The organism is Bacillus sp. 105MF (assembly GCF_000374885.1).
In the GTDB taxonomy this organism is placed as follows: Bacteria; Bacillota; Bacilli; order Bacillales; family Bacillaceae_G; genus Bacillus_A; species Bacillus_A pseudomycoides.
On sequence record NZ_KB895584.1, the window covers coordinates 52,326 to 67,723 of the forward strand.

The following is a 15,398-nucleotide window of genomic DNA, read 5'->3' on the forward strand; positions in this document are numbered from 1 at the left end:
TTACTTTCAAAACATTGATTTCATTAGCCTTATCCGAATTTAGCTATTTTTAGCAAAATCACTAACAAACGTATATATTCGAAACACTTTAAATAAAGAGGTTAAAACATCCATAAACAAAAAAAACTAGATCCATACTAGTTTTTTACATAAGTCAAGTTATCGGTAGTAAACGAAATATTATAATGCTCCTGTTACTTTCAATATTCCAAACCCTTAGCATGGTTTTTTCCGAAATACTGGCAGTACACAAATTAGGCTCGGCTTTTCGGTAACCAAATCTCAATAAAATAAGCTCTTTGTTCAGTACATAGACATAACATGTAAAAAGGCAAGCCAACTGTTATAAAGGAGTGAGACGAATTAGTATGATAAGCCCATACTTTAATAACGCACGACAAATCGCTATCACATTACATTCTGGAGAAGTGACAGAACAGGCAATTCACCAAACGATGGCACAGAATCCCTTCTTTACACATGTTATACATCATCATGTTGTACATCATGTCATACATCCAACTGATTTCTCAACAATTCCGTTTGGTTCAACATACTATTTCTGAGGAAAGCCATCTGCTTTCCTTTTTTTAGACAAACAAACTGTATATCCTATATATGTGTTAACATAACCCCACTTACCGGTAGCAAACCAGAAAAAAACGGAATCTACATAGATGCCGTTTTTTCTGGTAACTTCTTCGTGCATTGATATAAAGCAATTGCTCCTAAAATAACAAGTATACCTTCAGGAGCATCTAATAACACAGTTTTCCATGTTCCTGAAATTAATAACTCATTACCTGTAGAAGATTTATAATATCCCTCTATATAGCCAATAGTAAATTGAATTATAGATAAAAAGATAAATAAACCTAAACCAATTCGAATCCCTTTTTTATTTGTAAACATATTTATCCCTCACTAATAACTTTATATCTTTATATTTAATTATCGTAATCATAATTAAATTTTCTGTCAATACATCGGGAGTAAAAGGAATTTTTAAATATCCCCTTATTTCTTTTTGGTTATTTTTTGTCCGTAAAGGTACAACATAAGGTGTACCCTTTATATATCAAGGGATAAAGAAAGAGCATCTAATCCTAATAGATCAGATGCTCAAACACGGATAAATATATCCGTCAAGTTCCTAACACACTATATTACTTAGTAATAATTTACTTCTTATGAGCTTGTAAATCATTTTTAATTACATCCCAGAGAGGGTTATCTTGACGTATTGGTTTACCCTCTTCGTCCCATTTTGTTTTTCCTGTTCCTAATTCATAATTCATTCCTGTCCAAGTATCTTCACGGAATGCATAGAATGATTTGTGCCACCCTTTCTGATTGAATATAGAAATTAAGTCCTGCATGTATTGAGGTGCTCCAGGAACAGTACGGTTAATTCCAAATTCCTCAGCAATGATTCGATTAGATGGTACATGATTCTTCTTAGACCAATTTTGAACAGGCTGTAAGAATTTATTTAATCCATCTTTATCCCACATCATAGGTTTTTCTACATCTCCTACTTTTACAATTCCAGGATATTGATACTCTTTATTTTGATTTTCACGCTGGCTTGTTAATTGATATGGCTCATACATATGAAATGCATACAATGTCTTCTTATCTTTAACTGGTTTAAGATATTTAAAAGCCCAAGGTGTGGCATATAGGCCTGAATCTAAAATAATGGGTGTTTCTTTATCTACTTCACGAATTGAAGTAACAACTTTTTGATAAAATTTATTTAAATCTGCTGGGGTCCCCTTCACTTTTGAATACCATTTCTCATAATCTTCCGTCCAAAAATCATTATATCTATTTTTCTTAGATGTTTCTGGGTGTGGCTCATTTATAATATTGTAACCAACCACAGCAGGATGATCCTTTAATTCAAGAGCAAGGTCCTTCCAAAATTGGCTTGCTTGTTCTTGATATTTCTCTTCCTCCCAGATTCTATCATCATTCTGATTATTATTAAATTGGCGCCAACGGTCACCAGGTAATGAAAGCATTGTAAGTACAACTTTAATTCCTTGTGATTGTGCAGCATCTAAATCTGTTTTTAATTTTGCTACGTCCTCTTTCACTAATCCTTGATAGTTATCTGCATTACCGATAAGAAAATCTTTTCCTGGTGTATCTGGTTTGTCACCAGAGAAGAAAGCTTTATCTTTTGCCCATTTATCAGGTGCTAAACGAACATATTCAATATGAGCCTCCTTTGCACTCTTGTAATTCTCAGGTAATGAAGTGCTATTCATAAAATTAGTACCTGTTCTTTTAGAATTCCAAAAATCCATTTTGGAATCTGCACATTTGTATGTCTCAGCTTTCACATTCATTTCTTGCATCCCTAAACTTAGTATGCCCATTAATGCAACTATCGGTATGATTTTTTTCATAACTTCTCCCTCTTTCCATGTTAGTTACCTATATAAAATAAATTACTTATGTTACAGAAAAGTGACAATTTCAAAAAAACATATTTTATTGATCTATAGAACTCTTTTAGGAATTTGAAAAAACATAAAATTCTTTCCTTTACTTACCCATATCTTATATTTTGTGTAACTGCCTCGAACTCTAAATACCTTAGTAGTCTTAAGTTTATAAACATTTTATTTTGAGTTACACAACATATAAAAGATTGTTAACTATACTATTTGGCGTACCATCACATAGCCATCAAGCTAATATTTTAAAGTGTCACCAAAACGAAAAAAGAAAATCGTTCGTTTAAACACAATTTGAACATAAATTAACTAGTTCCCTGTCGGCTTAGTGACAATGTTCTTGCTGTAGAACGCAAAGTAAAAAACATAGAGGTATTCACATCTGTGTTTTTTCAAGTTTCGGATGATTAATCGTTCTATATAAAGAATATTAAGGGATTCCAGTTCCTTCAACTATTTCTTTAATGTAGGATTTCTGACTATCATACATAGGCAATTGAGAGCCTATCTTTTTCTAAATTTGGTCTGCTTGTATTTTACTATTTTTTTCATTTTTCTACTTACTTTTAAACCTTCGCCATACCCCTTATACAATAAAAAGCATTGAAACCATTCATGGCCTTTACAACAGAACCACCCAGCCTATCTAAAGTTGATAAAGCTTATCTATTATCTTTTCGATTTCACCTTATGATTCTAAGCAAGGAAGGGGAACCTTCATTTTTTTATTCCGTTTTATGAACATCGGAACTAAAATCCCTCATTTCTTTATTTTATCTGCATTTCATCTGCATCTGTGTCCACTAAACTACATAATTGTAAGATGGATTTATAAAAATAGACTCATAAAAAAGAGGGATCCACGAATGAAAATAAACAAAAGTCGATCATATATTCGGAATGTTTTTTTGGATCGCGACCATCGATCCTTGAATAAACTTCAAGATAAAAAAAAATCCCCAACAAAATTTCGGGATTTTATGCAAAAGGATACAAGTATAGCATTATTGTTCCTTCTGCCAAGTGCAATTGGTTTTTCAATTTTTTATCTGATTCCATTTGTAATGGGAATGATTTATTCGTTAATGGACGGCACTACTGATGGTTCTTTTGTCGGTTTAGCCAATTATAAAGAACTGCTAGGTAGTGCTTCTTTTCTCAAAGCAGCAACGAATACGTTTTGGTTTACCGCAGTGAGTGTACCGCTCATCATCATTATCTCCTTATTACTGGCACTTTGTTTGAATCAAAATGTATATATTCAAAATTGGTTACGAAGCGCGTTTGTATTACCACTTGTCGTTCCTGTGGCTTCCATTGTCATGCTCTGGCAAATTTTATTCGATTGGAACGGTACGTTTAACGTATGGATGCACAATATGGGATTTGAACGAATTGATTGGATGAAATCAAATTGGGCAATTATTGTTTTGACAATCGTATATCTATGGAAAAATATCGGATACAACATTATTTTATTTTTAGCAGCTCTACAAAATATCCCCAAAGAGTATTACGAAACTGCAGAAATTGAAGGTGCAGGTCGTATGCATACATTTATAAATATTACACTGATTTATTTAACACCAACAATGTTCTTTGTCATATTAATGTCGATTATCAATTCGTTTAAAGTCTTTCGGGAAACATACTTGATTGCAGGAAGTTATCCGCATGACAGTTTGTATATGATGCAGCATTATATGAACAATATGTTCGTGTCGCTTGATATTCAAAAGTTGACAGCGGCTGCCACGTTGATGGTGGCGGTTATTTCTATCCTTGTATTCGTATTGTTTGCAATAGAACGTCGTTTTCGAAAGTTTATGAATTAGGTGGGAAAAGCAGATGAAAAAAGAAAATGTATTTCGTAAATGGATGTTAACGCTATTTTTGACGATATTAGCGGTCATGATGCTATTTCCAATCGTATTTACCTTGACGAATTCATTCATGACTGAGCAAGAGATTGGATCCAATTATGATTCGATTGGAGAAGTGAAAAAGGATACACCGTTCATTAATTTAAAACTAATCCCAGATTTAGTGTCATTTGAACAGTATGGAACAGTATTAGTGAAAAATCCGACATTCTTAAAAATGTTTTGGAATTCAGTATTCATGGTTGTACCAATAATAGTAGGTCAAGTAATCGTTGCATCGTTTGCAGCCTATGTCTTTGCTAAGATTCAATTTCGAGGAAGAGACAAGTTGTTTATCGTTTATCTTTTGACGATGCTCATGCCATTCCAAGTTACGCTCGTACCAAATTATATCATGGCGGATAAACTTGGAATCTTGAACAGTATAGCGTCTATTATTCTTCCAGGAATCTTTGGTGCATTTGGTGTATTTATGCTCCGGCAGTTCATGTTGCATATCCCGGATGCGTATATAGAGGCGGCTAAGATGGATGGAGCTGGCCATATTACAATCTTTTTTAAGATTATTCTTCCTCTTATTCGTCCTGGAATTGCCGCTCTTATTGTTTTATTATTTGCAGATTATTGGAATATGATCGAACAGCCGCTTATTTTTCTGAATGATGAATCCAAACATCCATTATCGCTCTATTTATCAAAAATTAACAAAGAGGCACGTGGGGTTGGGTTTTCTGCTTCTATTCTGTATATGACCCCAATGATACTTTTATTTTTATATGCGCAGTCCTATTTTATTAAGGGAATTCAGTTATCAGGTGTGAAGGAATAATGAAGAATTACAATGTAAACATTCCTTCGGAAAGATTTTAGGAGGGAACACAATGGAGAATAGAACGGAACAAGTCGTTACAAGAAAAAAACGAAATATTAAAATTATTTCCAGTTTATTTATAGGGCTTTTAATTATCCTTACACTCTTTAGCAATACGCTAGCGAATTGGAACTTGCCAAAGGTTATTACAGAGAAGCCAAAAAATAGTGAGCTTAAACAAACGTTTACAGGTAATGGCGAATTACAGCCACAAGAAGAAGCAAAGTTAAGTAATAGTAGCATAGAGGTGAAAGTGAAGGAGGTGCATGTAAAAGCAGGAGACCGTGTCAAAAAAAATCAATTATTAGTGACATACGATAGTAAAAAGAGTGAACAAGTGATTCTTGATGAAGAAGCAACTCTTCAAATTCAAAAGTTAGCACTGAATGACGCTCAAGCAAATTATAATGAAGCAAAAAAAAATCAACAAGAAAACAAATCAAATGATCAACCAAATAATCAACAAGAAAACAAATCAAATAGTCAACCAAATGGTGGGATAAGTGAGACAAGTTTACAAAGTCTCAAAACAGCTGTGGAGAGCAAAAAAATTGAGATTAGTACGCAAGAAAGAAAAATTAAAAGTTTAAAAGAAGAATTAGAAATGAGCAAGAAGCTGATCGCTCCTTTCGATGGAGTTGTTACAAAAATAAATGCAAAGAAGGATCAGCTTTCTACGAGAGATGAAGGTGATGTAATTCTCTCTGATGAGAGTAAAGGCTTTAAGGTTGAAGTACAAGTACCTGCTGATTTAGCCACGCACTTGAAGGTTGGAGAAAAGATAAATTTGAAAGGAAATGCTAAATCCTTAGAAGGTGAACTTATAGAGATTAAAAATATAGAAAGTAATGAAAATCAGAGACCGGAAGAACAAGGTAAACAGCAAGATGAACAAAAAGGTGAACCAAAAGATGAACAGCAATTTGAACAAACATCAGCAACTCCACAACCACAGAAACGTATTCTTGTAAAAGTACAAGGAGAAGAACTGAAAAAAGGGGAGCAGGTAGAAGCTACACTGACTAAACAATTGACTAAAGGCGTGCTTATACCAAATAAGGTGATTAAGAAGGAAGGACAGAGAACATTTGTCTATACAATAGAAGAAAAAAAAGGACCTTTAGGTAATGCCTTTTATATAGAAGAGTCTCCTATTACTGTTGGTGAATCCAATGGACAAGAAACAGTCGTGTTAGAAGGAGTATATGAGAAAGATCAAATTGTTTTACAAACCAGTGAACCTTTGAAAAAAGGAGAACGAGTAAAGATAAAATAACAAAAATAAGGAGAGAATTTAAAATGAAAAAGGTTTGTATGATGCTAGTAGCAAGTCTATCAATCAGCCTCGTGGCAGGTTGCGGAAATAGTGATAGCAAAGAGGAACGAAAAACAAAAGATGGAAAAACGATAGTCGAAGTGTCGACTTTAGGTGATACTAAATCCCTAAAACAGGCAGAGAAACTATATGAACAAAAGAATCCTAAAATTGACATCCAGATAAAAGGGGCTTTTCCAGAAAACGGATCAGATAAAGAGGGATCAAAGACAGACGATACCTCTATAGAGAAAACGATTAGTAAGGTGAATACAGAATTTTTATCAGGTAAAGGATCCGATGTAATTGTACTAGACGGTTTACCTGCGGACAAGTATGGGAAGAAAGGCTTGCTTACAGACTTAAGTAAAATGATGGAACAGGATAAATCTTTTGATAAAAATCAATATTTTAATAAAGTTTTAGATAATTCGAAAACAGGTGAAAAACTTTATGGTATTCCATTATATTTTTGGTTAAGTGGCCTGCTTGGGGACGATGCAGCGATACAACAATCTGGAGTAAAAGTGAATGACAAAGAGTGGACTTGGAGTGAGTTCACAAGCATCGGAAAAGAGTTATCAAGCAAAGGAACAGATAAAAAGGTTATTGGGAATACTCCTCCGGAACAAATGCTGCAATTTCTGGTGCAAGATCATTACAATGAGCTAGTAGATAAAACTAGTGGAAAAGCAAAGTTCGAGTCTGATTTATTTGTACAGATGTTGGAAGACGTAAAGAAGATGTATGACGAGAAAATAGCCACTGCAGATTCTGTTAATTTAGGCGAAGCATATTTTAACCTTCTACCAATGATCATGTCGGTAGAAGACTATTTCAGTACGGGAGCTACATTTGGTATAACAGGGACAAAGATATATCAAAAACCACATATAGCTGGACAAAAAAAGGGAGTTGCTTTTACACCGTACACAACAGTAGGCATAAATGCGAAATCACCGGTTAAAAAGGAAGCATGGGAGTTTCTTAAGTTTTTAATGTCTGATGAGGTCCAAAGTAAAGGGAATGCATTTCCAATTAATAAAGCTTTATATGAACAACAAATCAAAACATTGAAGGAAAAAGGGAAAATTGAGCATATAAGTGGCTCTATGATTAACGTTACTGAGAGTGATATACAAGAATTAGAGAAAATGGTTGCTGAAATAAGCGTTCAGAGCCCACAAGGTACTAAAATTGAATCCATTATTGCTGAGGAGTCCAAGTCATACTTTAGTGGTCAAAAATCAGCTAAGGATGTAGCAGCACTAATCCAAAATCGAGTGACGACATATATAAACGAATAAACTATATATAATTCACGACAGGTAGTAGCAATTAAAGTGAAAATAACTAGCAAAGTGGGGATTAGAATTGAAGAGGAATAAAATGATTCTGATGTTATGTAGCGGCATGTTACTAACTGGTATGGTTGCATGTAGTAACAAAGGTGATGAGAATTCGGTGAAATCTGTTGCTCAAAATACGAGTACAGAGAAAAAGGAATCACCTGTTGAGGAAACAAAACTCTCTATAGAAGATACACTCTCAAAAGAAGATCAAGAAATTGTTAACGTATTGTTTAATTCGGTCCCAGAAATAAAAAGTTATTATCAAAAAGACAAACAAGAGTACACGGTTTCATTAACAGCAGAAGTTACAAAACCCAATCTAAATTCAACGGATAATAAGGAGAAAGAATATTATAAAGTGCATTTTGAAGGAAAGGTATTAGGCGGTTGGGAGTTTTATGTGAAACCAGATAATAAAGAGGTTTTATTTAAAGGAATATTTGTAGGAAATAAGGGCTTTTATACTCTTGAAGAGTTCAAAAAAGAAGCAAATGAAATAGATGATCACTATGAAAAACTGAAAGAGAAAGTTCCCGAGTTTAGAAAAAATGTAAAAACAACTGTAGCAAAAAAACTTCAAAATAAAGTAGCAAAAAAACAAGAAATTAGTGATGAAGAAATCCTAGCGTATCTAGATGAGGTTGCGGAACCGGAGTTTACAGTATGGAACCAAGCTATAGGGCAAAAAGGACTAGACATTAAAAAAGATAGAAAAGTAATCAAACCAGATCCAAGTGCAAAAGATCCACTGAAGAAGGATTTTTATCAAGTTAATATCCTAAAAGAAACTTTCCTTATTAAACCTACCTTTGAAGAAAAGGACATATATTTGGCTCTAGATCAACCTATTGAGAAGTCGGGGGAAGAAGTGAATTCAGTACAAGTTTTTCGTTTCATAACATTTTCTATGGACATGATCTCTCAGGATGCAGCTAACAAAAAATAAATGTAACTATTCAGCTACTAAATAAGACGACATACCCAATAAACCATGTCAGGGGCCATTGTTTCATAAAAGCCCACGATAAATAAGAGAAACTGCACAAAATTGGACGGCGGTTTCTCTTATTCTACTTTTTGAGCCCAAAGAACCTTTTTGGTTTCCTATACTTGTCTTATGGCTTGAAATACAGACTGGTCTCCTAAATCTATCCAATAGAGTTTCTAAAGTATTATTGTTTGTTCTGATAGATGAGCAAAAGCGTTTGAGGTTCACCATGAATACGTAAATTTTGAATTCATACTATATCTTTAAACATACAAGGAAAACAAAAATGATAAAAACATATATAGTTTTTTTATTACAGGAGGTAAAAACATGACAGAGGTAGTATTAAAAAACATTTATAAAATATATGACAATAACGTGCCAGCGGTGGAGAATTTTAATCTTCATATTCAAGATAAAGAATTTATAGTGTTTGTTGGTCCTTCTGGATGTGGTAAGTCGACCACTTTACGTATGATTGCTGGATTAGAGGAGATTTCACAAGGAGATTTATACATTGATGAAAAATATGTGAATGACATACCACCAAAGGATCGTGACATCGCAATGGTATTCCAAAATTATGCCCTCTATCCTCATATGACCGTGTATGATAATATGGCATTCGGTTTAAAGATTCGAAAGTTAGCAAAAGATGAAATTGAGCGTCGTGTTCAAAACGCAGCAAAAATTCTTGGATTAGTAGAACTTTTAAAGCGGAAGCCAAACGCGTTATCCGGTGGCCAAAGACAACGTGTTGCTTTAGGGCGTGCCATTGTCCGTGATGCAAAAGTATTTTTAATGGATGAGCCATTATCAAATCTAGATGCAAAACTACGTGTTACCATGCGCTCTGAAATTTCAAAACTGCATCATCGCTTACAAACAACAACCATTTATGTTACGCATGACCAAACTGAGGCAATGACAATGGCAACGCGCCTTGTGGTTATGAAAGATGGACGGATACAACAAGTTGGTACACCAAAAGAAGTATATGAATGTCCTGAAAACGTATTTGTTGGTGGATTTATTGGTTCACCAGCCATGAATTTCTTTACGGGAAAAGTGGAAAATGGAAATTTTATTTTAGGTCATATCAAACTGAGTATTCCAGAAGAAAAATTAGAAGCACTACGTGAACAAGGTTATGAAAATAAAAACATAATTCTTGGCATTCGTCCGGAACATATCTATGATAATCCAAGTATGTTAGAAACATTGCCTGATTATATTGTAAATATAAAAATTGAAGTCGCGGAATTACTCGGAGCCGAATCGATGATTTATGCTACGTTACACAATCAATCCTTTATTGCACGTTTAGATACACGTAATGATTATCAAACAGGAGAGGCTATGCAACTTGTATTTGATATGGACAAAGTACATTTCTTTGATACCGAAACACAACTACGTATTAAATAAAATTGTATCTTTTTGCAACAGAACGCACCATATTATTTCCGGAATTTTGTACGTTTAGATACAAATCAACCTATTCTCTTGACGTTAAAGAAAAGGTAAAGATACTATCAAAATAAATGAAAAAAGTGCAGAACATCCGTTCTACACTTTTTTCTGTAAATAGAAATAAAACAACACGCCATCAACTGTATTGTGTACCCCATACTCTGCTTCATGAAGTTCTAAAATATTTTTTGAAATGGCAAGCCCAAGACCTGTTCCACCTTGTGAGCGTTGACGAGCTGTATCAACTCGGTAAAAACGATCCCAAATCTTATCTAATTGATCTTCTTCAATATGGGCCCCTTTATTTTCGATACAAACTTTTATGCGACTTGGCTCATCTATTGTAGAAATAATAATATCCTCTTTTTTTGGCGTATAACGAATAGCATTCGTGATAAAGTTTGTGATTACTTGTTCCATACGACGATGATTTGCAATGACTTCAATTGTAGAAAGATGTGTGTGAATATTTAATTGCTTTTTTGTTATCTCCAAAGATAATTGTTCACAGATATGCTGAATGGCTTGGTCAATATAAAAAACATCCATCTGCATTTTATACGTACCAGATTCAAATTTTGCTAATTCAAGCATGTCCACAATTAACATATCCATCTTATCTACTTCTTTTTCCATTGCCTTAAAGTAATACTCCTTCTTATGACTTGCAACACCATCTTTTAAGATAGAAATACAACTCTTCATAATACTTAGAGGTGTCTTTAACTCATGCGATACCCCTGAAATAAACTCTTTTCTTGTATTTTCTAATTTTTTTTCTTTCTCTATGTCTAGTTGCAATTGCTCAATATGTGAATGCAATGTATTTGAAAGTAAATTAATATTTTGAGATAAATCACCAATTTCATCTTTTGACATGATTGGAACCCTTTCTGAGAAATCTAAGTTTGCAATTTTTTGGGTTGTCTTATTTATTTGTAATAAGGGCCTTGCAATCTTTTTTGAATAGTAAAAAGAAGCTAGAAAAATAAGAAGCAGCACAAACATAATAATATAGACATAATACTCTTGTATCATTTGTACAGCTTCATCAACTGGCTGCAACGAAGTCATTGAAAAAATGTATGTTATTGCACCGCTCTTATCCTTTATCGGTTTTATTATTAACTTATATTTAATATCATTCTGCTCATAATCGATTTCTTGTAAGGAATCATAGTCAGTAGTCTTTTCATTTAGTAATAAGTCTGCCTGAAACTCTTGTATCCTTTCCATAAATAAGTTATTTGTATAAACAAAATTCGATTGTTCATTCCCACCCGAAAGTTGAACCTTTGTAATTTTCCCTTCTAGGTATTTTACAGGTACTTCTTTTTCATAAGCTATTTTAGCTTCCATTCCGTCTATTTTAGAGCTGTCTTTAGCGCTATATTTTTTTTTGAATTTATAAGCAAGTTCATTTGACTTTTTTTCTAATGTCGTATTTACCAAATCTGGAGTTGCTGTTTTGAAAGATGCATAAAAAGGCATGAATGTAGCATTTTTTTCTATACCGCTCACAGTAACTGTTTCTCCTAAAGGGAATATTTCATTTGAAATATTCCTCGCATGATCGTCCGCAACCTTGAAATTATATAGTGGTATGGTAATTGTAGAATTAGCGAATTGATTTTCTTTATTTTTAGACTGATCTAATTTTACTTCTATATAAAAATCATTTACATTCTTTAAATTCCCATTATTATCTAATGTTGTAATCCATGTATTATGTTCTCGATAAAAATCTTGCTCTAACTTTTGAATGGCTTGTGGATTTCCTCTGCTATTTAAATAATCTGTTTCAAAAGATTTCATGTTTGTTTTGATATCATCCACTTTTTTATTGGCATAAAATTGTTTAAAGAATATGGTTTGTCCAACAAAAATAGTTGCCAAGATCAACATACACAACACTGTTGTTAACATAAATAATTTTAATACAATTCCTCTTTTCATACTTTATCCTCCAATTTACAAACTGCTCAAACAATGATTATAACACTCTTGGATTTAATTCGTTAGAATTTAAGTAGTGGGTAGTTCACTGTCTTTCCCATCTATTGCTTCTGATACTTCATATCTTGAATCTAATTAAAATGACTACTCTGCACACAAAAAGCCAAATTGCTCTTGATTATCAAGAATTTGGCTTTTTTGGGGGAATTATAAAAAACTTTCACAAAATACGACGTTTTTTACAATCGTTTTATTTTTTACTTTCTTTAACTTTAATATTTGCTTGTTTATAAAAGGCTAATTTCTTCTGATTATACTCATTGGTGTATTTATTAAATCTATCCTGCTCTGAATGAATTTGTTCATAAGACTGATTGATCATTTTTACTTTCTCACTAATTGCTTTTAGTTTTTCATCTTTCGCTTGTAGCATTTTGTACAGTTCTTGTTCTAATTGTAATGATTTTTTATAACTATCATGCAATTTCTTGAAAGAATCAGCACGATTTTTATACATACCTTGAACTTTTTCAGCCTGTTCTTGTAATTTCTTATCTTCCAATTTCTTTATATATTTATCAACAGACTTCACTTCATTTTGTGCATTTTCTAAGGTAGCTTTCTCTTTCTCTAATACTTTTTCACGATCATTTATGTTTGTTACAGCTTGATCTAACTTTTCTTTCACTACTTGATTGTTCTCTTTTCCTTCAAGTGTAATTTGAGTATATAACTCTTGTCCTTGCTTTTCTAATTCTGCTAATTTTTTCGTATCTTCATACATTGTCTTTTCTTGCTTTGCAGCATTTTCAAATGCTACATACAAATTTGCTTCTGGTTTTTGTCCTAAACAGCCTGACAACAAGGTTACTGATAAGGCTGTTATAAGTGCTAGGTTTCTATATATCAACTGCAATTCCTCCTACTTAGATACGATTATCCTTCCAAAAATTTAATGGGAAATGAGAGGTTTCATCATATACTTCAAATTCATAACCTTTACTACGAAGATCATCAATAATTCTTTGCAACGCCTGCACTGTCTGTGATTTTTCATGCATTAAAATGATTTCGCGATTTTCACTGACCTGAGAAATCGTTTTTTGAACAACAGCATCTGGATTTCCTGTGAACTGCCAATCTAAAGAATCTATGGTCCAATCCCACTCTTTCATGCCGACACTTACCATTTTATCCCGTAATTCCTGTTTAAGTCCGGGCATACTCCCATATGGACAACGAACAAGATTTGGATGAATTCCAGTTACTTCTTTCATGATACCCTGCGCTTGTTGCATCTCTTCAACAAATTCGCCTTGGGTATATAGCTTTTTAAAATTGTGTGTCATACTATGAACACCTGGATAGTGCCCTTCATTTACTAAGCGTTTTACACTTTCCTTATGAGCTGGGATATTTCCACCAATCATAAAGAAAGTTCCTTTTATATTATTACTCTTTAAAATATCTAAGATTTCTTTTTGAAATTGACTTGGTCCGTCATCAAATGTTAAATATGCTACTTTACGAACCTGACCATTGTATTGATCTGGTGCTGTTTTTTTCATTTCTCCTTTTATTTGCTCACTTGCCAGTTGAACAGTATTTTCTTGGTTCATTACCTCTTTGGCAGATGATGTGAAGAATTGAAACATAAAAATTCCTAGTGTGATACAAGCAACTATTGATATAATCACCGTTATTTTTAGTCCTTTTGTAAACATTCTAGTATGTCCTTTCTAGTAACCTTTAATATTTTCTACTAAATAATTGTATCGATTAAAAATAAAATTTTTGATAGATACTGAATTTTATTTTTGGTTTAGTAGTCTGATTTAACTAGACTACTATTTTTTAAAATATTCTATAACACCATTAACAATTCCAGAGGCTACATCTGCTTGGAATTGTTGTGAATTCATTCGTTCCTCATCTTCTGGGTTTGTAATATAACCTAGCTCAAGTAAAATTGATGGTTGTTGATTTTCTCGTAAAACATAGTAATCGCCAGATTTTACACCTCTATTTTTTGCCTGTATATGTTTGAATAAATGTTCGTGTATCGTTTCTGCCAATGCTTGTTCTTTTAATCCCTTGTAATAGTATGTTGTTACTCCTTTTACATCATTAGTTGTGAAACCGTCATAATGAATACTAAGAAAGAGATCAGCTGATTTATTGTGAGCAATAGCTACGCGATTTTTTAGTGGTACAAACGTATCATCTTCACGCGTTAAAATTACAGTCATTCCTTTTCCCTCGAGCTTTTGTTGAATGTTTTTAGCTGTTTTGAGAGTTATATCTTTTTCTTTTGTTCCTTTTGGTCCAATAGATCCAGGATCATTTCCTCCATGTCCTGGATCTATGACGATAACTTTTTTCGATAATGTATCTTCATACATTGTTCCTTTTACTCTTGGACTGAATAAAAAATAGACCGATGTAATACATATAAAAATCAGTATAGGAAATATAATCATTTTTTTGTTCATAAAAAAATCCCCTTTGGATCAACTTGCTTTTGATAATATGTTTACAATTTAATAGATTTTTTTAAAATAAAAATAATATCGTGAGCGTTACAAAACTCTTACAAATATAAATGCAGACGGTAAATTGATAAAATTCCTCCTTCTTGAACCATCTATAATGGGCACAGACCGCAAATCAGAATTAAGCAAATTTCGACATTAAAACAAGTAATTTTAACAACGCTAAGAGCATGTAGTGCAATACAATGTCATTTGTGTTGCATTATATGGAGAAAAACTATTGAAATCGGTCACCAACACAATTTACTTAAAACACGGTTAAAATGACTCAAAAACTTTTAGTATGTTTTTTTCAAAATGGTAGATTCCTATAAGTTCTGTATTACCTTTTGGGTATATTTATATGGTATAAGTTTTATATAAAGATTAGATGCAGATAACATGCATTTGTTTTAAAGATTGTTATCTACAAAAGGAGACACAATATACATTCATTAACGTGTATGTCTGTTTTTCTCATATCGATGGGATTTCTGCCCGTTTTTCTATAGAAGATTAAACAGATGAAGTGATTATCATTGATAATTTTTTGGTATCTTT

Annotated in this window: 13 protein-coding genes; 7 read left to right on the forward strand and 6 right to left on the reverse strand. The window is 32.9% G+C overall.

The features are described 5' to 3' along the window. Positions 1-368 precede the first annotated feature (368 nt). Complete coding sequence (locus C564_RS0122840) at positions 369-566, forward strand: hypothetical protein (RefSeq protein WP_018766974.1); 198 nt, start codon at positions 369-371, stop codon at positions 564-566. 103 nt (positions 567-669) lie between these two features. Here C564_RS0122840 and C564_RS0122845 read toward each other — a convergent pair whose 3' ends face one another. Then, positions 670-912, reverse strand: a complete 243-nt coding sequence (locus C564_RS0122845; RefSeq protein WP_018766975.1) for a DUF3937 family protein — start codon at positions 910-912, stop codon at positions 670-672. A gap of 269 nt (positions 913-1,181) precedes the next feature. Beyond that, the gene (locus C564_RS0122850; RefSeq protein ID WP_003202802.1) at positions 1,182-2,417 is read right to left on the reverse strand and encodes a glycoside hydrolase family 5 protein; all 1,236 of its coding nucleotides are present in this window, start codon (positions 2,415-2,417) and stop codon (positions 1,182-1,184) included. A gap of 917 nt (positions 2,418-3,334) precedes the next feature. On the opposite strand from C564_RS0122850, the gene C564_RS0122855 reads away from it, so the two are divergent. The 6 genes from C564_RS0122855 (at position 3,335) to C564_RS0122880 (ending at position 10,305) form a co-directional block, all read left to right on the forward strand. Continuing rightward, the gene (locus C564_RS0122855; protein WP_018766976.1) at positions 3,335-4,303 is read left to right on the forward strand and encodes a carbohydrate ABC transporter permease; all 969 of its coding nucleotides are present in this window, start codon (positions 3,335-3,337) and stop codon (positions 4,301-4,303) included. Positions 4,304-4,316: 13 nt separating this feature from the next. Next, complete coding sequence (locus tag C564_RS0122860; RefSeq protein ID WP_003202798.1) at positions 4,317-5,180, forward strand: carbohydrate ABC transporter permease; 864 nt, start codon at positions 4,317-4,319, stop codon at positions 5,178-5,180. 52 nt (positions 5,181-5,232) lie between these two features. Continuing rightward, positions 5,233-6,498, forward strand: coding sequence for an efflux RND transporter periplasmic adaptor subunit (locus tag C564_RS0122865; RefSeq protein WP_018766977.1), 1,266 nt, complete (start codon positions 5,233-5,235; stop codon positions 6,496-6,498). A 23-nt stretch (positions 6,499-6,521) separates the two neighbouring features. Then, positions 6,522-7,844: an ABC transporter substrate-binding protein gene (locus tag C564_RS0122870; protein WP_018766978.1), complete on the forward strand. Its 1,323-nt coding sequence runs from the start codon at positions 6,522-6,524 to the stop codon at positions 7,842-7,844. 82 nt (positions 7,845-7,926) lie between these two features. Next, on the forward strand, positions 7,927-8,835 hold the full coding sequence (locus tag C564_RS0122875) for a hypothetical protein (protein WP_018766979.1): 909 nt from the start codon (positions 7,927-7,929) through the stop codon (positions 8,833-8,835). Positions 8,836-9,207: 372 nt separating this feature from the next. Further along, positions 9,208-10,305 carry an ABC transporter ATP-binding protein gene (locus tag C564_RS0122880; RefSeq protein WP_018766980.1) on the forward strand — a complete coding sequence of 366 codons (1,098 nt, stop codon included), beginning with the start codon at positions 9,208-9,210 and terminating at the stop codon, positions 10,303-10,305. 141 nt (positions 10,306-10,446) lie between these two features. Here the strand turns inward: C564_RS0122880 and C564_RS0122885 are convergent, their stop codons facing one another. From C564_RS0122885 to C564_RS0122900, 4 genes are all read right to left on the reverse strand, one after another. After that, positions 10,447-12,306: a sensor histidine kinase gene (locus C564_RS0122885; protein ID WP_018766981.1), complete on the reverse strand. Its 1,860-nt coding sequence runs from the start codon at positions 12,304-12,306 to the stop codon at positions 10,447-10,449. 250 nt (positions 12,307-12,556) lie between these two features. After that, complete coding sequence (locus C564_RS0122890; RefSeq protein WP_018766982.1) at positions 12,557-13,216, reverse strand: YkyA family protein; 660 nt, start codon at positions 13,214-13,216, stop codon at positions 12,557-12,559. Between the two features lie 16 nt (positions 13,217-13,232). Continuing rightward, positions 13,233-14,030 (reverse strand): peptidoglycan-N-acetylglucosamine deacetylase, encoded by a 798-nt coding sequence (locus C564_RS0122895; protein ID WP_018766983.1) that lies wholly within the window; start codon positions 14,028-14,030, stop codon positions 13,233-13,235. A gap of 123 nt (positions 14,031-14,153) precedes the next feature. After that, positions 14,154-14,798, reverse strand: coding sequence for an N-acetylmuramoyl-L-alanine amidase family protein (locus C564_RS0122900; protein WP_018766984.1), 645 nt, complete (start codon positions 14,796-14,798; stop codon positions 14,154-14,156). Between the last annotated feature and the right edge of the window lie 600 nt (positions 14,799-15,398).